The 19878-nt window shown below is 60.2% G+C and carries 13 protein-coding genes and 1 pseudogene; 3 read left to right on the top strand and 11 right to left on the bottom strand.

Annotation, left to right across the window (positions count from 1 at the left end; translation table 11 throughout):
• Positions 1 to 22: 22 nt before the first annotated feature.
• Together F6S08_RS02795 and F6S08_RS02790 are read left to right on the top strand one after the other, a co-directional pair.
• On the top strand, positions 23 to 1288 hold the full coding sequence (locus F6S08_RS02795; protein WP_065946651.1) for an AAA family ATPase: 1266 nt from the start codon (positions 23 to 25) through the stop codon (positions 1286 to 1288).
• Positions 1285 to 1929, top strand: a complete 645-nt coding sequence (locus F6S08_RS02790) for a retron system putative HNH endonuclease (RefSeq protein ID WP_083221129.1) — start codon at positions 1285 to 1287, stop codon at positions 1927 to 1929. The genes F6S08_RS02795 and F6S08_RS02790 overlap by 4 nt, the downstream gene beginning before the upstream one ends.
• On the opposite strand, the gene F6S08_RS02785 is transcribed toward F6S08_RS02790, so the two are convergent.
• The 11 genes and pseudogenes from F6S08_RS02785 to pilM all read right to left on the bottom strand — a co-directional run bounded on the left by F6S08_RS02785 (position 1887) and on the right by pilM (position 17087).
• A complete protein-coding gene (locus tag F6S08_RS02785) occupies positions 1887 to 2465 on the bottom strand; it encodes a cytochrome b/b6 domain-containing protein (RefSeq protein WP_065946652.1) in 579 nt (192 codons plus the stop codon). The genes F6S08_RS02790 and F6S08_RS02785 overlap by 43 nt on opposite strands.
• 195 nt (positions 2466 to 2660) lie before the next feature.
• Positions 2661 to 3728, bottom strand: a complete 1068-nt coding sequence (hemE, locus tag F6S08_RS02780) for a uroporphyrinogen decarboxylase (RefSeq protein WP_065925707.1) — start codon at positions 3726 to 3728, stop codon at positions 2661 to 2663.
• A gap of 239 nt (positions 3729 to 3967) precedes the next feature.
• Positions 3968 to 5386: an FAD-dependent oxidoreductase gene (locus tag F6S08_RS02775; protein WP_053140574.1), complete on the bottom strand. Its 1419-nt coding sequence runs from the start codon at positions 5384 to 5386 to the stop codon at positions 3968 to 3970.
• Positions 5387 to 5418: 32 nt separating this feature from the next.
• Entirely contained in the window at positions 5419 to 9864 is a 4446-nt protein-coding gene (gene gltB / locus F6S08_RS02770; protein WP_065946654.1) for a glutamate synthase large subunit, read from the bottom strand.
• 351 nt (positions 9865 to 10215) lie between these two features.
• Positions 10216 to 11760: an SPOR domain-containing protein gene (locus F6S08_RS02765; protein ID WP_027605003.1), complete on the bottom strand. Its 1545-nt coding sequence runs from the start codon at positions 11758 to 11760 to the stop codon at positions 10216 to 10218.
• A gap of 10 nt (positions 11761 to 11770) precedes the next feature.
• Positions 11771 to 12871: a 3-dehydroquinate synthase gene (gene aroB / locus F6S08_RS02760; protein ID WP_027605004.1), complete on the bottom strand. Its 1101-nt coding sequence runs from the start codon at positions 12869 to 12871 to the stop codon at positions 11771 to 11773.
• 125 nt (positions 12872 to 12996) lie between these two features.
• The gene (aroK, locus tag F6S08_RS02755; protein WP_003171222.1) at positions 12997 to 13515 is read right to left on the bottom strand and encodes a shikimate kinase AroK; all 519 of its coding nucleotides are present in this window, start codon (positions 13513 to 13515) and stop codon (positions 12997 to 12999) included.
• Between the two features lie 4 nt (positions 13516 to 13519).
• Positions 13520 to 14776 (bottom strand): annotated as a pseudogene (locus tag F6S08_RS02750) (type IV pilus secretin PilQ); the annotation flags it as partial.
• Positions 14777 to 14914: 138 nt separating this feature from the next.
• A complete protein-coding gene (locus tag F6S08_RS02745; protein WP_315871249.1) occupies positions 14915 to 15886 on the bottom strand; it encodes a pilus assembly protein PilP in 972 nt (323 codons plus the stop codon).
• Entirely contained in the window at positions 15883 to 16434 is a 552-nt protein-coding gene (locus F6S08_RS02740; RefSeq protein WP_315871248.1) for a PilN domain-containing protein, read from the bottom strand. The genes F6S08_RS02745 and F6S08_RS02740 overlap by 4 nt, the downstream gene beginning before the upstream one ends.
• Positions 16431 to 17087: a type IV pilus biogenesis protein PilM gene (gene pilM, locus F6S08_RS02735; protein WP_065925845.1), complete on the bottom strand. Its 657-nt coding sequence runs from the start codon at positions 17085 to 17087 to the stop codon at positions 16431 to 16433. Before pilM ends, F6S08_RS02740 begins: the two co-directional genes overlap by 4 nt.
• A gap of 221 nt (positions 17088 to 17308) precedes the next feature.
• Here pilM and F6S08_RS02730 point away from each other — a divergent pair, with 221 nt between their 5' ends.
• Positions 17309 to 19768 (top strand): penicillin-binding protein 1A, encoded by a 2460-nt coding sequence (locus F6S08_RS02730; protein ID WP_370671260.1) that lies wholly within the window; start codon positions 17309 to 17311, stop codon positions 19766 to 19768.
• Positions 19769 to 19878 lie beyond the last annotated feature (110 nt).

Genomic DNA, 19878 nt, shown 5'->3' with positions numbered 1-19878 from the left:
GTCTTGGTAAAGGAAAGCCAGAATGCGCCTGGACCAGCTTCATATTCAGAATTTTCGTTGCTACGAAGATGCCACTTTTGACTTTCAGCCGGGTTTTAACCTGGTGGTGGGGGTTAATGGGAGTGGCAAGACTTCGTTGTTGCAGGCGGTGGCGGCAAGCCTGTATTCGTTTTCATCGTCATTGGGGGGAGCGGCTCTTCAGATCTCAAACCAAGATGCAAGGTTCGAAATCCAAGAGTTCGAGGGTCGCTATAGGTTTGAACGTATATATCCCGTGACACTGGATGCTGTCGGCTCCGCTTTCGGCCGCGCGGCTTGGAATGAATCGTTGGTACGTGAAGGTCAACTCAAGGTCTTTGATATCCCAGTACTCAACAGTTCAATTGATATCCTCAACCCATCATCAAAAAAAATTGTTGATCTCCCGCTCATGGCTTTTTATCGAGCTGACCGCCGATGGAATTCGTCTGATATATCTGTTGAATTCGCAGCACGCCAACAACCCTCAAGACTAGACGCCTACAAAGACTGGTTTGATGCCTCTGCAAATCTAGAAACATTTGAAAGCTGGCTTATTGGAAAAACCTTAGAACGCCTTCAGAAAATGTCTCGTTCCACAGCATCACCCAAGTTCAATGACGAGCTCCAACTGATAAATTCAGCACTGACCCACGCTCTACCTGACGCAAAAGGGATTGAGTACGACCTTGGTATTCGCAGCTTACTGGTGCATTTTGAAAACAATAGAAGCTTAACTTTTAACAGTTTGAGCGATGGACAGCGCGGCATGCTGGCAATGGTTTCTGACATAGCCCGGCGAATGTGCCTACTCAATCCACACTTAAAAAATAAAGTTTTAGAAGAGACAACTGGAATTGTCATAATCGACGAACTGGACATCCACTTGCACCCTGGATGGCAGCGGACAATAGCTTCGACTTTGAAAAAACTATTCCCTAAAATCCAATTCATCGCAGCCAGTCACTCGCCTCAAATTATTGGTAGTCTCAGGCCAGGAGAAGTCATTCTCTTAACTAATGAATCCCCCTCTCATCCCCGCGTTACTTATGGATTAGACTCCAGCCGAATCCTTGAAGAAGTCATGGGTGTCTCCGAGCGCGAGCCAAAAGTAGAAGTACTTCTAAGCGAACTATTCAGCACCATCGAAGATAACGAACTGGAAAAGGCCAAAACCCAGCTCCAAGCACTTAAAAAACTAGCGCCAGACCTACCCGAATTTGCTGGTGCCCAAGCGCTGATTCGCCGCAAGGAGATACTCGGAAAATGAAACAAGTGTTCAAAGGAACTGAACCTGCTTCTTTTAGTCAGTGGAAAGCTTCAATCAACGACGAATGGGTACCCACATACTCTACGCTGCAGAATCCCGAAAAACGTGAACTGCATGTCAGCTTATTGCTGGAACAAGGTGGCTTTTGTTGTTACTGCGGCAGAGATATTGATGCTGCATCCAGCCACATCGAACACTTCCGTCCCCAGGAGCATTTCGAAGAGCTGGCGCTTGAATACCAAAACCTTCATGCCTCCTGCATCAGGGAAACCAAGCCCGGTTCGCCTTTGCATTGCGGGCACGTCAAAGGCAATTGGTTTGATGAAGCTGAACATATCTCGCCCACCGAGGACGGTTGTGAACTGCGCTTCCGCTATCTATTGACGGGGCAAATCCAAGCGACACATACCAATGACTCGCCAGCAACAAAAATGATCGAAGTCCTAGCCTTGGATATCGCCTATCTGAACAACCGCCGCCAAGATGCCTTAGAGCGCGTATTCGATCCGGCATTTGTTGCCCAGGCCACTGACGAGGACTTCAAAACCATTACGACTGCATTACGCGCGATAGAACTCGGTAATCAGCAAGCCTTCGATCATGTGGTTGCACGATTTGCAGAACAAATTCTGACACCCTGATCCCCGAGCACAGCACCGGATGTCTTCTCAAAAGACATCCGCGCCATCACCCGCTTGCCTCGGCGCTCATGCATGACCACGGCGCCGATATGCAGGACCAGCATCAGCAGCAACCCCACACACGAGAGCACATGCACACGGGTATACAGGGCGATGCGGGCCGGGTCGTTGTCGAGGGGGGCGATGGAGAGCAGGTTAAAGATATTGATAGGGCGATCCATCATCAGCACGCCGGTCGCCAACACCACGGCGAGCACCAGGTACATGGCCTTGTGAACCAGCAACGCCAGGTATTCCTGCAGTGTTCGCTTGACGGAAAAGTCCAGGCCGTGGGCAAAGGAACAATAGACCCGCAAGACAAACACCGGAATATAGACAGTGGTCAGCGACACATTGAAGAACGCCACCCACGCCTTGACCGAGGCGGGCACGCTGAATACAGCCACGAAAAAACCCGACAATAACGCCCACACAATAATGACAGCCGAAACCCAATGCAGCAGTTTCTGGCTCGTTGAATACGCTGAAGTGTTCATCCTGATATCACCTGACAATAAACGCCATGCACTGGCGAGAGGAAGAGTCGGGTAGGATTTTTACCGAGGCAAGTTACCGGAGGCTGTAGGAGAAATCCCAAAGCACCCACACTACCAAGGCAGGACTTAACGAACGCTGAAACGCAACGAATCCCCCTTCGCCAGGCAAAGGGGGATCCGATTCAGGCGGGAATATTACGGGTGGTATTGCGCTGACAGCTCGTGCACGGCCTGCAGGAACGCACCCGCATGGTCCGGGTTCACTTCCGGAGTGATGCCATGGCCGAGGTTGAACACGTGGCCGCTGCCTGTGCCGTAGCTGGCCAGGATGCGACCGACTTCGGTGCGGATCGCTTCCGGCTTGGCGTACAGCACAGTCGGGTCCATGTTGCCTTGCAGCGCGACCTTGTCACCGACACGACGACGGGCATCGCCGATATCGCAGGTCCAATCCAGGCCCAGTGCATCCGCGCCAGCGTCGGCGATGCTCTCAAGCCACAGGCCACCGCCCTTGGTGAACAGGATGACCGGCACTTTGCGGCCTTCGTGTTCACGGATCAGGCCGCTGACGATCTTGCGCATGTAGGCCAGGGAGAATTCCTGGTACGCCGCCGCGGACAGGTTGCCGCCCCAGGTATCGAAGATCTGCACGGCTTGCGCACCGGCCATGATCTGGCCGTTGAGGTAGGAGGTGACCGACTGGGCCAGCTTGTCCAGCAGCAGGTGCATGGCTTGCGGGTTGTCGTAGAGCATGGCCTTGGTCTTGCGGAAGTCTTTCGACGAGCCGCCTTCGACCATATAGGTGGCCAGGGTCCATGGGCTGCCGGAGAAGCCGATCAGCGGCACGCGGCCGTTCAGCTCGCGGCGGATGGTGCTGACGGCGTCCATCACGTAGCCAAGGTCTTTGTGCGGGTCGGGGATCGGCAGGGCTTCGATATCGGCCAGGGTGCTGATGACTTTCTTGAAACGCGGGCCTTCGCCGGTCTCGAAGTACAGGCCTTGGCCCATGGCGTCAGGGATGGTGAGGATATCGGAGAAGAGGATGGCCGCGTCCAGTTGCGGGTAGCGATCCAGTGGCTGCAGCGTGACTTCGCAGGCGAACTCCGGGTTCATGCACAGGCTCATGAAGTCGCCGGCGTGGGCGCGACTGGCGCGGTATTCCGGCAGGTAGCGACCGGCCTGGCGCATCATCCACACAGGGGTGACGTCCACGGGTTGCTTGAGCAGGGCACGAAGGAAACGGTCGTTCTTGAGGGCAGTCATGTCGGCATCCGCAAAAAAAGTGCGGGCATTTTCTCAGAGCGAGACGCAAAAGGCACGGCAAGAGCGGTGCCTTTTGTCTATCGGGTCAATTTGTCGCGGTAGCTAGCTGTGGTGAGGGGGCTTGCCCCCCGGGTTCACCGCAGATCAAAGGGGCTGCTTCGCAGCCCGGCGCGGGACAAGCCCGCTCACCACAGCAAGCCCCTCCCACAGTTTGATCCCCTTTCAACCTGGGATCAGGGTCAGACTTGCAGGTAGTCCAGGATCCCTTCGGCGGCATTGCGGCCTTCGAAGATCGCCGTCACCACCAGGTCAGAGCCGCGCACCATGTCGCCACCGGCGAAGATTTTCGGGTTGCTGGTCTGGTGCTTGTACTGGCCTTGTTCCGGGGCGACAACGCGGCCCTGGCTGTCGGTCTGGATCTCGAACTGCTCGAACCACGGCGCCGGGCTTGGACGGAAGCCGAAGGCGATGACCACGGCGTCGGCCGGGATGATCTCTTCGGAGCCCGGGATCGGCTCGGGGCTGCGGCGGCCACGGGCGTCCGGTTCGCCGAGACGGGTCTCGACCACCTTCACGCCTTCGACGCGGTCTTCACCGACGATGGCGATCGGCTGGCGGTTGTAGAGGAATTTCACGCCTTCTTCCTTGGCGTTCTTCACCTCTTTGCGCGAGCCGGGCATGTTGGCTTCGTCACGACGATACGCACAGGTCACCGACTTGGCGCCCTGGCGGATCGAGGTACGGTTGCAGTCCATCGCGGTGTCGCCGCCGCCGAGGACCACGACCTTCTTGCCTTTCATGTCGACGAAATCTTCCGGCGACTTTTCAAAGCCCAGATTGCGGTTGACGTTGGCGATCAGGAAGTCCAACGCGTCGTAAACGCCCGGCAGGTCCTCACCGGCAAAGCCGCCCTTCATGTAGGTGTAGGTGCCCATGCCCATGAACACGGCATCGTATTCTTCGAGCAGTTGCTCCATGGTCACGTCTTTGCCGATCTCCGTGTTCAGGCGGAACTCGATGCCCATGCCGGTGAAGACTTCGCGGCGATTGCTCAACACGGTCTTTTCCAGCTTGAACTCGGGGATGCCGAAGGTCAGCAGGCCGCCGATTTCCGGGTTCTTGTCGAACACCACCGGGGTCACGCCGCCGCGCACCAGCACGTCGGCACAGCCCAGGCCCGCCGGGCCCGCACCGATGATCGCGACACGCTTGCCGGTCGGTTTTACCTTGGACATGTCCGGACGCCAGCCCATGGCGAACGCGGTATCGGTGATGTACTTCTCCACCGAACCGATGGTCACCGCGCCGAAGCCGTCGTTCAGGGTGCAGGCACCCTCGCACAGGCGGTCCTGCGGGCACACCCGGCCGCAAACTTCCGGCAGGGTGTTGGTCTGGTGGGACAGCTCGGCGGCGGCGAGGATGTTGCCCTCGGCCACCAGCTTGAGCCAGTTGGGAATGAAGTTGTGCACCGGGCACTTCCATTCGCAATACGGGTTACCGCAACCCAGGCAGCGGTGGGCCTGATCGGCCGAATGCTGGGGTTTGAAGGGCTCGTAGATTTCCACGAACTCTTTCTTGCGTTGACGCAACAGTTTCTTCTTCGGATCTTTGCGCCCGACATCGATGAACTGGAAGTCGTTATTCAGACGTTCAGCCATGTTAAAACCTCATCAAACTCTTCAGGCGCATATCACTGCGGGTTGGCACGGATGCTGGAAAGCAACGATTTCAGGTTGGCAGCCTTGGGCTTGACCAGCCAGAAACGACGCAGGTAATCATCGAGGTTTTCGGCGAGGTTACGCCCCCATTCGCTGCCGGTCTCCTCGACGTACTCGTCCAGCACGTGCTGCAAGTGGTTCCGGTAGGATTCCATGGCTTCGCCGCTGATCCGCTGGATCTCGACCAACTCGTGGTTGACCTTGTCGACGAAGGTGTTGTCCTGGTCGAGCACGTAGGCGAAACCGCCGGTCATGCCCGAACCGAAGTTGTAACCGGTCTTGCCCAATACCGCGACAAAGCCCCCGGTCATGTACTCGCAGCAGTGATCGCCAGTGCCTTCCACCACGGTGTGGGCACCGGAGTTACGCACGGCGAAACGCTCACCGGCCGTACCGGCGGCGAACAGCTTGCCACCGGTGGCACCGTACAGGCAGGTGTTGCCGATGATGGCACTGTCCTGGGTCTTGTAGACGCTGCCTTTAGGCGGAACGATGACCAGCTTGCCGCCGGTCATGCCCTTGCCTACGTAGTCGTTGGCGTCGCCTTCCAGGTACATGTGCAGGCCGCCGGCGTTCCAGACGCCGAAGCTCTGGCCCGCAGTGCCCTTGAAGCGGAAGGTGATTGGCGCTTTCGCCATGCCCTGGTTGCCATGCTTGCGTGCGATTTCGCCGGAGATGCGTGCGCCGATGGAACGGTCGCAGTTGCAGATATCCAGGGCGAATTCGCCACCACTGGCGTCGTTGATCGAGGAACCGGCCATTTCGACCATCTTCTCGGCCAGCAGGCCTTTGTCGAACGGCGGGTTGCGATCCACCTGGCAGAATTGTGGCTTGTCTGCCGGGATGTGATCGCTGCCCAACAAAGGCGTCAGGTCCAGGTGCTGTTGCTTGGCGGTCTGGCCTTCGAGGATGTCCAGCAGATCGGTGCGACCGATCAGCTCTTCCAGGGAACGTACGCCGAGCTTGGCCAGCCACTCACGGGTTTCTTCGGCGACGTAGGTGAAGAAGTTCACCACCATGTCGACGGTGCCGATGTAGTGATCCTTGCGCAGCTTTTCGTTTTGAGTGGCGACGCCGGTGGCGCAGTTGTTCAGGTGGCAGATGCGCAGGTATTTACAGCCCAAGGCGATCATCGGCGCGGTGCCGAAGCCGAAGCTCTCGGCGCCGAGGATCGCGGCCTTGATCACGTCGAGGCCGGTCTTCAGGCCACCGTCGGTCTGCACCCGCACTTTGCCGCGCAGATCGTTGCCGCGCAGGGTCTGGTGGGTTTCCGCCAGGCCGAGTTCCCACGGCGCGCCGGCGTACTTGATCGAGGTCAGCGGCGATGCGCCGGTGCCGCCGTCGTAGCCGGAGATGGTGATCAGGTCGGCATAGGCCTTGGCCACGCCGGCGGCGATGGTACCGACGCCCGCCTCTGCGACCAGTTTCACCGAGACCAGGGCCTGCGGGTTGACTTGCTTCAGGTCGAAAATCAGCTGCGACAAGTCTTCAATCGAGTAGATGTCGTGGTGCGGCGGCGGCGAGATCAGGGTCACGCCCGGTACCGCATAACGCAGCTTGGCGATCAGGCCATTGACCTTGCCGCCCGGCAGTTGGCCGCCCTCACCGGGCTTGGCGCCCTGGGCCACCTTGATCTGCAGCACTTCGGCGTTGACCAGGTATTCCGGGGTCACACCGAAACGGCCAGTGGCAACCTGCTTGATTTTCGAGCTCTTGATGGTGCCGTAGCGCGCCGGGTCTTCACCGCCTTCACCGGAGTTGGAACGCGCGCCCAGGCGGTTCATGGCTTCGGCCAGGGCTTCGTGGGCCTCAGGCGACAAGGCGCCCAGGGAAATACCGGCAGAGTCGAAGCGCTTGAGGATCGATTCCAGCGGTTCGATTTCGCTGATGGCCAGCGGCGTATCCAGGGTCTTCACCTTGAACAGGTCGCGGATCATCGACACCGGGCGGTTATCCACCAGCGCGGTGTATTCCTTGAACTTGGCGTAGTCGCCCTGCTGCACGGCGGCTTGCAGGGTACTCACCACGTCCGGGTTGTAGGCGTGGTATTCGCCACCGTGCACGAACTTGAGCAGGCCACCTTGCTGGATCGGCTTGCGCGCGCTCCAGGCTTCGGCGGCCAGGGCTTTCTGTTCGGCTTCGATGTCGACGAAACGCGCACCCTTGATGCGGCTCGGCACGCCACGGAAGCTCAGCTCGCAAACTTCTTCCGACAGGCCGATGGCTTCGAACAGCTGCGCGCCACGGTAGGAGGTGACGGTGGAGATGCCCATCTTCGACAGGATCTTCAGCAGGCCCTTGGTGATGCCCTTGCGGTAGTTCTTGAACACCTCGTAGAGGTCGCCCAGTACTTCACCGGTACGGATCAGGTCACCCAGCACTTCATAAGCGAGGAAAGGGTACACCGCCGAGGCGCCGAAGCCGATCAACACCGCAAAGTGGTGCGGGTCGCGGGCGGTGGCGGTTTCCACGAGGATGTTGGAGTCGCAGCGCAGGCCTTTTTCGGTCAGGCGGTGGTGCACCGCGCCGGTGGCCAGAGACGCGTGGATCGGCAATTTGCCTGGAGCGATATGACGGTCGGTCAGCACGATCTGGGTACGCCCGGCGCGCACGGCTTCTTCGGCCTGGTCGGCGACGTTGCGCACAGCGGCTTCAAGGCCGAGGCTCTCGTCGTAGTTCAGGTCGATGATCTGGCGGTCGAAACCCGGCCGCTCCAGGGTCATCAGCGAACGCCACTTGGCCGGGGAAACGACCGGCGAGCTGAGGATCACGCGGGAGGCGTGCTCAGGCGACTCCTGGAAGATGTTGCGCTCGGCACCGAGGCACACTTCCAGGGACATCACGATGGCTTCGCGCAGCGGGTCGATCGGTGGGTTGGTCACCTGGGCGAACTGCTGGCGGAAATAGTCATACGGCGTGCGCACGCGCTGGGACAGCACGGCCATCGGCGTGTCATCGCCCATGGAGCCGACCGCCTCGTAGCCCTGCTCGCCGAGCGGGCGCAGGACCTGGTCGCGCTCTTCGAACGTGACCTGGTACATCTTCATGTACTGCTTGAGCTGGTCGATGTCGTAGAACGCCGAACCGTGGTCGTTGTCCTCCATGGTCGCCTGGATGCGCAGGGCGTTCTTGCGCAGCCATTGCTTGTACGGGTGACGGGACTTCAAGCGGTTGTCGATGGCATCGGTGTCGAGGATCTGGCCGGTTTCGGTGTCCACGGCGAGGATCTGGCCAGGGCCTACACGGCCCTTGGCGATAACGTCTTGCGGCTTGTAGTTCCACACGCCGATTTCCGACGCCAGGGTGATGAAACCGTTGGTGGTCGTGACCCAGCGGGCCGGGCGCAGACCGTTACGGTCGAGCAGGCACACCGCGTAGCGACCGTCGGTCATGACCACGCCGGCCGGGCCGTCCCACGGCTCCATGTGCATCGAGTTGTACTCGTAGAATGCACGCAGATCCGGGTCCATGGTCTCGACGTTCTGCCACGCAGGCGGAATGATCATACGCACGCCACGGAACAGGTCGATGCCGCCGGTGACCATCAGCTCGAGCATGTTGTCCATGCTGGAGGAGTCGGAGCCCACGCGGTTGACCAGTGGGCCGAGCTCTTCCAGGTCCATCAAATCGTTGGCGAACTTGGTGCGACGGGCCACGGCCCAGTTGCGGTTGCCGGTGATGGTGTTGATCTCGCCGTTGTGGGCGAGGAAGCGGAATGGCTGGGCCAGCGGCCATTTCGGCAGGGTGTTGGTGGAGAAGCGCTGGTGGAACACGCAAATGGCGGTTTGCAGGCGCTCATCGCTCAGGTCTGGATAGAAGGCGGTCAAGTCCGCCGGCATCATCAGGCCTTTATAAATGATGGTCTTGTGGGAAAAGCTGCAGATGTAGTGGTCGACATCGGCGGCGTTGGCCACGGACGAGCGACGACGGGAGGTGAACAGCTTGATCGCCATATCCTGGTCGCTCAGGCCGTCGCCTGCGATGAACACTTGTTCGATCTGCGGCAGGCGCTCCAGGGCCAGGCGGCCGAGCACGCTGGTGTCGATCGGCACTTTACGCCAGCCCACCAGCTGCAGGCCGGCAGCGATGATCTCGCGGTTCATGTTCTCGCGAGCGGCTTCGGCTTTGACCGGGTCCTGGTTGAAAAATACCATGCCCACGGCGTACTGCTTGGGCAGGTCGACCGCGAAATGCTCCTTGGCGACCGCGCGCAGGAACTGGTCGGGCTTTTGAATCAGCAAGCCGCAACCGTCACCGGTCTTGCCGTCGGCGTTGATCCCACCGCGGTGGGTCATGCAGGTCAGGGCCTCGATGGCCGTTTGCAAAAGGGTATGACTGGGCTCGCCCTGCATATGGGCTATCAGGCCGAAACCGCAGTTATCCTTGAATTCATCGGGTTGGTACAGACCTGCTTTCATAGACACTTTCTCACCAGGCTGCCTCTTATATCGAGGCAAATTTCTTTTCAATTCAACCGGTTACCTTCCACGCCGAACGTACGCCGGCTTAGCGGGGGCAAAAGGGAGGTCATTGTACACACCGACACGAACGCTCACAAATTTAGCGACGAAATGTCGCAAATCTATGTCGCATTTATGAAAGGTTTAAAGCGATATGCTGTGCTAGTCAAAACTTTTTTAATTCTGACCGCTACGACTCAAAAGCTACTGTAACGCAGACACCACAAAGCGCGCGGCCTGGAGGGGCTGCACGCCTTGCGATCTTTTTTGAGGTGCCGGGAGGGCGGCCTGGGTAAGGCCGCCGGATCTTCAGCGAGTTGCTGCCAGTTCTTGTTGAACGCTGGCGACAGTGCGAGGCCAAGGTTTACCAGCCTGAACCTTCGCTGGCAAGGCTTTGATGGCGGAATCAGCTGCGGCACGACTTGGGAAACTGCCGTAGGTGATCACGTAGAGAGGCTTGCCGTTGAGCACTTTCTTGAAATAACGGTATTCGCCGCCCTGCTCTTTCACGAACGCCTGGGCGTTCGCTTCGGAGCTGGTGCCGAGGATCTGCACGACGAAGTTGCCGGTGGGCTGGCTGCTGTACCAACTGCTGCCGGCCTTGGCGACGGTGGCTGCCGGCTTTTCAGCCGGTTTGGCGGCTGGCGCCGGAGCCGGCTTCGCCACTGGCGCCGCGGGCTTGGCAGTGGCAACGGTCGGTGCCGGGGTCGGCTTGGCGGCTGGCGCCACAGGGGTCGCTGGCGTACCTGCGGGAACGCCCGCAGGTGGCGCAGTAGTGGTCACGGTCGGCGGTGTGGCGCTGGAGCCTTCCACCGGCACACCGTCGTCGCCTTCGGAGATACCACCGGCTTCTTCCGCGAGCGGGCCACGCATCACCGGCTGGCCCACCATCGGCAGGTTGGTCGGCTGACCGGAATTGGCGAACTCGACATTCGGCGTGGGCTTGCCCAGTGGCAACTGCGCCTGTTCGGTTGGCGCACCGGCGGTGGTCGGCGCCTTGCTGCGACCCGGAATCAACCAGGCGGCGGCAACAGCAACCACGACAACGGCGGAAATTGCCAATACGTGCTTCTTAGGCATAGTGAACCCCATCTTTGGACGCTTGACCGCAGAGCGGCTGGCAATCATGGCTTCGATCATGGCATCGCGGGCGACCTGGTTGATGGTGCCAGGCCAGCCGTCGGAGCTTTCGTGAATATCAGAGATCTGCGCAGCGGAGAAAAGTTCGATGCCCTGCCCTGCGCCTTCGAGGCGTTGAGCCAGGTATTCCCGGGTTTCGTCCTCTTCGTACGGTTGCAGTTCGATAACGTGGAACAGCTCCTGATCACCGCTGATCTGCTCCAGATCGGCGATCAACGACGATTCACCGAACAGGAACACATGGGGGCGACCTTCCGGCGTGCCCGCCGCCAGCGCCAACAGCGCTTCCAGGGCGGACTCGTCGAGCTGCTCGGCGTCATCCACCAGCAGGTAGACTTCCTGGCCGGTCAGACCCAGTTGCACCACCTGCTTGAGGATCGCATTCGGCTCGGCAGTGGCCACATCCAGCGCCTGGGCTACCTGACGCAGCACGCCCGCCGCATCACCGGCGCCACGGGCAGACACCACCACGCTCTGTACGGACTGTTTGTTGGTACTGGCCACCAGGGCCTGGCGCAGCAAGGTCTTGCCGCTGCCCAACGGGCCCGTGACAACCAGCAGCAGCTGGCTGTAGCGCGCGAGATGGTGCAGTTGCCCCAGCACCGGCTTGCGCTGGGCCGGGAAAAATTTGAAACCAGGCACCCGTGGAGCAAAAGGGTCGTGGCTTAACTGGTAATGGCCGAGGAACGCCTCGTCGGCATGCAAACTAGTCATCGGGATCTTATTAACCTTTCAGCTGAGCCAGGGCGCGGTAATCCGCTCCCAGCGTGGCCTGTAAAATCTCTTTCGGATAATCGTCGGTCACTACCGCTTCGCCCATATGGCGCAACAGCACCAGTCGCAGGCGACCGTCGATCACTTTCTTGTCTATCGCCATATGTTCGAGGAAGTCCGCCTCAGTCATCTCTTCCGGCGGGATAACCGGCAAACCGGCACGCTGGAACAGGCGGATGCCGCGATCCCGCTCCTGGGCGCTGATCCAGCCCAGACGTTGCGACATTTCCAATGCCATCACTGTGCCAGCCGCTACGGCCTCCCCATGCAACCACACACCATAGCCCATGTGCGTTTCGATCGCATGGCCGAAGGTGTGGCCCAGGTTCAAGGTGGCCCGCACACCGGACTCCCGCTCGTCGGCATTCACCACCAGCGCCTTGGCGGCGCAGGAGCGGGAAATCGCCTCGGTGAGCGCCACCTGGTCGAGTGCGCGCAGGGCGTCCACATGTTCTTCCAGCCAGGCCAGGAAGGGTTCGTCGCAGATCAACCCGTACTTGATGACTTCCGCCAGGCCCGCCGACAGTTCCCGCGGTGGCAAGGTGTTGAGGGTCGCGGTGTCGATCAGCACGGCCTGGGGTTGGTAGAACGCGCCAACCATATTTTTGCCCAGGGGGTGGTTGATACCGGTCTTGCCGCCCACCGACGAATCGACCTGGGACAACAGGGTGGTCGGCACCTGGATAAAGTCCACGCCGCGCTGGTAGCAGGCCGCCGCAAAGCCGGCCATGTCGCCGATCACACCGCCGCCCAGGGCAATCACGGTGGTTCGGCGGTCATGGCGTGCGGTCAGCAGGCCATCAAAGATCAGTTGCAGGGTTTCCCAGTTCTTGTGGGCTTCGCCATCGGGCAGAATCACGGAGATCACTGAGTACGCCGCCAGGCTGCGGCTCAGACGCTCAAGATACAGCGGCGCGACCGTCTCGTTGGAGATGATTGCCACCTGCCGCCCGGCAATGTGCGGGGCCAGCAATTCGGGCTGGTCCAGCAGACCTTCGCCAATATGGATCGGGTAGCTGCGCTCGCCTAGATCGACCTTAAGTGTCTGCATGTGTCCCCGCGTTGAAGATGTATTGACGACCGGTAACGTCGAGATCTGACGTTGCCTGATGGCTCTACGCCACACCCCGCAGGGTGATAGCGCGCCGCCGAGAATAGCGCATTTCGGGCCTGGCTTTAACGGGGTGGCAGCCGTTGCAGGCGCTCGAGAATGTCGAGAACCACCATCCTAGGCGGCCGCTCATCGGTTTCCACCACCAGATCGGCGATTTCCCGATACAGCGGATCGCGCAGCGCGAGCAGGTCGCGCAAGGTTTTTTCCGGGTTCGCCGTGCGCAGCAAAGGACGATTGCGATCACGGGCGGTACGCCCCACCTGCTGCTCCACCGACGCATGCAGATAGACCACCCGACCACCGGCATGCAGCGCCCGCCGATTTTCATCGCGCATCACCGCGCCGCCGCCGGTGGCCAATACCACGCCATCGCAGCCGCACAGCTCGGCAATCATCGCCTGCTCGCGGTCGCGAAAGCCCAGCTCGCCTTCCTTATCGAAGATCCATGGGATATTGGCACCCGTGCGCAATTCAATTTCCTTGTCGGAATCTTTGAATGGCAGGCGCAGCTCTTTGGCCAGCAATCGGCCGATGGTGCTTTTTCCAGCCCCCATCGGTCCTACAAGAATCAAATTTCGCACAGAATCAACGACTCACAGCAATCGCCTGGTTATTCATAATACGCGGAGTCAGGAATACCAGCAGCTCGGATTTTTTCTCCGCCAGCACATCGCGCCGGAAAAGGCGGCCAAGATACGGCACATCGCCCAAAAATGGCACTTTATCTACCACTTTGCTTTGGGTATTGGAGAAAACCCCGCCGATGACGATGGTCTCGCCATCCTTGACCAGCACCTTGGCATTCACCTCGTTTTTCTTGATCGGCGGTACGTCGTTGAGTTTGTTGAGATAGTCGGGCTCATCCTTGGTGACCTTGACCACCATGATCACATGGTCATCGGGGGTGATCTGCGGCGTGACCTCCAACGACAGGGACGCCTCCTTGAACGACACCGAGGTAGCACCTTGAGAGGTGGATTCCTGATAGGGAATTTCGGTGCCCTTCAGAATGCGCGCGGTTTCCTTGTCGGAAGTGACCACCTTGGGCTGCGAGACGATTTCGCCATTGCCGGTTTTCTCCATGGCGGTCAGTTCCAGGTCCAGCAGGAGGTTATCGGTGATAAAGGCGATGCCCAGGCCCGATGTACCCGTCAGTGAACCCAGGTCGACAAATGGCGAGCCGGGCACGTTTTCCGGCGCCTGGGCACCGTCCGGCAAAGGCTTCTGGATCCCCCCGGCAGCCCAATTCCCGCGATTGAGCCGCCCACCCCAGCGCGCGCCCAGGCTTTTGTCGTAGTCGACATTGGCCTCGACAATCCGCGCTTCGATCATCACCTGGCGCACCGGCACATCCAGTTGCGCCACGATCCGCCGCAACTCTTCCAGGCGCTCGCCGGTCTGGAAGGCAATGATGTTATTCGTGCGGTCATCCACTGCCACTGAACCACGCTCATCGGTCGTGCCTTCAAAGCCGCTCACCGACTGAAACAGCTTGGCCAGGTCTGCCGCCTTGGCGTGGTTGACTTGCAGTAGCTCACGGCGCAGCGGCGCCAGGTCAGCTATCTGCTTGCGCGATTCCAGCGCCAGCAGTTCCCGTGCAGCCAACTCCTCGGCCGGCGCCACCAGCAGGACACCAGCCTTTATCCGTTTATCCAAGCCTTTGGTTTGCAGCACCAGGTCCAGCGCCTGATCCCAGGGCACGCCTTTGAGCCGCAGGGTGATAGAGCCCTGTACGTCATCGCCGACCACCAGATTGAGGCCCGCCACGTCGGCGATTTGCTGCAAGGCAGCACGTAGTCCGATGTCCTGGAAGTTGAGGTTCAGCTTTTCACCGCTATAGGCGCCCGAACCCGCGCTGCCGGGAGGCGGTAGCTGGATCAGGTCCACACGATTGGGCACAGCAGCAGCCATCGGTGCCGTGAACGCTATCCATAGCGCCACACCGAAGGACGAGAAAGTCCTTTTCATTGTTTGATTCCGTTATGAGTTGACGTTTAGCACGAGGGTTCGCGGACGCTCCAGCCATCCCCCCTGTTCATCGGGAAATAACTCGACCAGTTCGATATGGCCGTCATGAATCGCTGTAACTCGACCATGGTCCGGACCCAGATAGTCGCCGACTGCCAGGCGGTGCACGGTTGAGGCCTGGCGCAGCAAGGCGAAGGTCTGCGCCCCACGGGACAACGTGCCGACCATCTCGAACTGATCCACTGGGTGGCCTTCCAAGGCTTCCCGCGGGCGAGCGAGGTCCGGCGCAGCGGCCGTCCGCCCTGGCGCGCGGTCGACTTGCAGGGCAATGGGCTGGAACGGATCGCGAATACCAGAAGCACCGTATACAAAGGGTTGCCTTTGCATGACAGCCGCGTCCCGCTTGATGCCTTGTCGCTCATGCCAATAAGTCTTGGCCAGCAGATCAAGGTGCAGCAGTTTGCCGTCACGTCGCATGGCAATATCATGCGCCGTGGCGATTCGCGAAAGGCCGCCCAGGGCACTCACAAACGTCGCCAGGTCGTGATAGGTACCGGTGGCGCCGATGCGAACGGGCTGTTCGTGATAGAACGGCCTAGACAGCTTATCCAGCGGAGTGACGCTCTCAATCACCAAACCGTTGGCCAGCGCCATCCTGGCGATGTCCTCAAGAAAGCCGGGCATTTCGGACTCTTCGGGCATTTGCTGCAAAAGCCTGCTGACCTTCTCCTGCATAAGCTGGACCTGGCGAGCCCGCTCTTCAAGATCGGCAGCCAGGACGGCCTTTTCCGCGAGTTGCTGCTGCAAGCCCACTTCCTGCACCTCGACCTCGCGCAAGCGCTCCCGCGACGGGCTGAGGTACACAAGGTCGCCCAACAGCATCACTACGCCGGCCAGCGCGCAGCCCAGCAAGATCCTGCCAGGTAAGGGCCATTTGGCAGCATTGTGAGTCAGCGCGGAAAATTCGAGCCAGGACCGGCTCATGGCTGGGCCTCGGAAGACTCTCCCTGGCCCACCATCAACTGGAATTCAGTGTTGCCGCGAGCGCCTTCGGTTCGTACATGCTGCAGGCGAGTGGCGTGGGCGCCTTCGGATACCTCCAGGCGACGCATCAGTTGGGCAATATCCTGGCTGGATTCAGCACTGCCGCTGATACTCACCGTATCGCCTTTCGCCACGACCTCATGCAAATGCACACCGTCGGGCACCGCACGAGCCAACTGATCCAGCAGCTGTGCACCGGCGGAGCGATTATCGTGCAGGTCCTGCACGACTTTCATCCGCTCCGCCAGTTGCTGGCTTTGCACCTGGAGGTCATCAATGGTCTCGATACGCGAGTCCAGGACGCCGACGTCCTTGCGCACATGATCGTTTCGCGTCACCTGCCGGTCGATCGCCTGGTCGATCACCTGGTCCGCCAGCCACACCGTCGCGAGCGCCACACAGGCAAACGCCACCAGCAGTATCAGGAAATATTTACGCCGCCGCTCAACCAGCGCCTGGCGCCAAGGCAAAAGATTGATTCGTGTCATCCAGCGAAACTCCTCAGGGCCAACCCGCAAGCGACTCCCATCCCAGGGGCATCCACGATCCACTGGGCACCATCTACTCGATGACCCGGCGTGAAGCTGGCGAAATCCTGACGGCAAGCGCGCGCCAATGCAAACCCTTCGACATCCACCACCCTGGGCACCAGCCCCGCCAGGGCCAACACGGCTTCACGAACCTCGACGTGCTCCTTCAGACACGCCGCCAGCAACACCTCGACCTGCGCGGAATCCTGCGTCGACGGCCCCTGGACCTGAAAGTCCAGCGCCACCTCGTCCAGTGGGTAGGGAATGTATTGCTCTGCCTCCACCTGGATCCTCCGGGCCATTTCGTCGTCGCCAAGCCCCGCCTGCATTTCGATGACCCGTGTAATGACCGAAGGACCGGAAACGGCGACTGCCGCCTGCCTGGCTGACGTGCGCAGCCGGGAGAGCGCCATGTACAGCGCATGGCCTATGCCTTCCAGGTCCAGCCAGACGCCGTCGACTACCGCCTGGGCCGGCAGCGCCTGTGTGGCGTAGCCCTGCACGGTGTAACGGTTGGCTGAACAGCTCAGCTCTACCAACTTGATCCCTGCCTCATTGATGTCGACGCCAAGGACGGTGTCGACTTTGCGCCTGAAAAATCCCTTTCCCATAAAACTCCCCAAAGCTTTGCCTGTCTTAACGCCTGATTGCCGCCGGAAGCCCTGCATTCGGTCGACTTGTTGAGCCGGCGCGAATGACGCCCCAAGGCGAAAAATGCTTTAATGCCCAGCGTTTTTCCCCGCTTTTTATCTGCAGCTCGGGTCGATCCATCGTTTGCCATGCATGCCCCGACGCGTAACCCATTCTTTTCTCTGGAAATCCAAAAGCCTTGATCCGTCTGCTGAAGTTTTTCGGGTACTCCATTGTCGCGATCGTCTGCGGGCTGCTGCTCGTACTCAGCGGGGCCTACCTCTACCTTAGTCCGGGTTTACCCTCCGTAGAGGCCCTCAGAAGTATCCAGTTGCAGATTCCTTTGCGGGTCTACAGCAGCGATGAAAAGCTGATCGCGGAGTTCGGCGAAATGCGCCGCACACCGATCCGTTTTGCCGACATTCCACCTAATTTCATCAGCGCATTGCTGTCGGCCGAAGACGATAATTTTGCCAACCACTATGGCGTCGACCCCAGCAGCCTGGTGCGTGCGGCCACGCAACTGGTAAAAAGCGGACACATTCAATCCGGCGGCAGCACCATCACCATGCAGGTGGCGAAGAACTTCTTCCTCACCAGCGAGCGCAGTTTTTCGCGCAAAGCCACTGAAATCCTGCTGGCATTGCAGATCGAACGTCAGCTGACCAAGGACGAGATCCTCGAGCTGTACGTCAACAAGATCTACCTGGGCAACCGTGCCTACGGGATCGAGGCGGCCTCGCAGGTCTACTACGGCAAGTCGATTCGTGACGCCAGCCTGGCGCAGATGGCCATGATTGCCGGCCTGCCCAAGGCCCCTTCGCGCTTCAACCCCCTGGCCAACCCGGCGCGCAGCAAAGAGCGCCGCGACTGGATCCTGGGGCGCATGTACAAGCTGGGCAAGATCGACCAGGCCGCCTATGAAAGTGCGGTGGCCGAGCCGTTGAACGCCAGCTACCACGTGCCGACGCCGGAGGTGAATGCCCCGTATATCGCTGAAATGGCGCGTGCGGAGATGGTCGGTCGTTACGGCAGCGAGGCCTACACCGAAGGCTTCCGCGTGACCACGACGGTTCCGAGCGACTTGCAGGACATCGCCAATGACTCCGTGCATTCCGGCCTGATCACCTACGACCAGCGCCACGGCTACCGAGGCCCTGAGTCGCGCCTGCCAGGCAAGACCCTGAGCGCCTGGACGGCCGAGCTGGGCAAACAGCGTGCGATCAGCGGCCTGGAACCGGCCATCGTCACCCAGGTGAAGAAAGATGGCGTACAGGTACTGACCCGCACCGGCGAAGCCCACGTGGCCTGGGACAGCATGAAATGGGCACGCCCGTTCCTGAACACCAACAGCATGGGCCCGATGCCGAAGCAACCGTCGGATGTCGCGCAAGTGGGTGACCTGATCCGCGTGCAACGCCAGAAGGACGACAGCCTGAAATTCAGCCAGGTGCCGCTGGCCCAGGGCGCACTGGTATCGCTGGACCCGCAGAACGGTGCAATCCGCGCCCTGGTGGGTGGCTTCGCGTTCGAGCAGAGCAACTACAACCGGGCCACCCAGGCCAAGCGCCAGCCAGGCTCGAGCTTCAAGCCGTTCATCTACAGCGCCGCCCTGGATAACGGCTACACCGCCGCCAGCCTGGTCAACGATGCACCCATCGTGTTCGTCGACGAGTACCTGGACAAAGTCTGGCGCCCCAAGAACGACACCAACACCTTCCTCGGCCCGATCCGTATCCGCGAGGCGCTGTACAAGTCGCGCAACCTGGTGTCGATCCGCTTGCTTCAGGCGATGGGTGTAGGCAAGACCATCGACTACATCACGCGCTTTGGCTTCAACAAGTCGGACCTGCCGCCGAACCTGTCCCTGGCCTTGGGTACCGCGACCCTCACGCCGATGGAAATCGCCACTGGCTGGAGCACCTTTGCCAACGGCGGCTACAAGATCGCGCCGTACCTGATCGACAAGATCGAAAGCCGCAACGGCGACACCCTGTTCACCGCCAACCCACCACGTGTGCCGGGTGATGTGGTCAACGGCATCGCTGCGACGGATGGCCTGGCGGCGCCAGGCAATGGCGGCATCACCATCGAGCCGACTCCAGGCACCGCGCCAGCCACCACCCCCGCTGCAACCGAACCGCAGGCACCCGCCGTGGCCGAGCGCATTGTGGATGGCCGTACCACCTATATCCTCAACAGCATCCTCGAAGACGTAATCAAGAAGGGTACCGGCCGTCGCGCCCTGGCCTTGGGCCGCGCAGATATCGCGGGCAAGACTGGTACCACCAACGAATCCAAGGACGCCTGGTTCTCCGGCTATAACGCCGACTACGTGACCACCGTGTGGACCGGCTACGACCAGCCGGAAAGCCTTGGCCGCCGCGAGTTCGGCGGCACCGTCGCGCTGCCGATCTGGATGAGCTACATGGGCGCCGCCCTGAAAGACAAGCCGCTGCACACCCAACCGGAGCCGGAAGGCATCCTCAGCCTGCGGATCGACCCGATCAGTGGCCGTGCGGCCTCGCCGAGCACGCCGAATGCGTACTTCGAACTGTTCAAGAGCGAAGACACGCCGCCGTCGGTCAATGAGCTGGGCAACGGCATCGTACCGGGCAGCCCGCTGCCGGCGGATGAGGCGGCGCCGATCGATCTCTTTTAGAGAGCGGCAAGCTGTCAGCTACAAGCGGCAAGTTAAGAACTGCGATGTGCCGCTCTTGAACTTGCCGCTTGCAGCTTGAAACTTCCCCATAAAAAAACCCGGCGTTCTGA

This window comes from Pseudomonas sp. JV449, from assembly GCF_032424295.1.
In the GTDB taxonomy this organism is placed as follows: Bacteria; Pseudomonadota; Gammaproteobacteria; order Pseudomonadales; family Pseudomonadaceae; genus Aquipseudomonas; species Aquipseudomonas marginalis.
The sequence above is the reverse complement of the archived record's forward strand: the minus strand, read 5'-3'. Positions and strand labels throughout refer to the sequence as shown.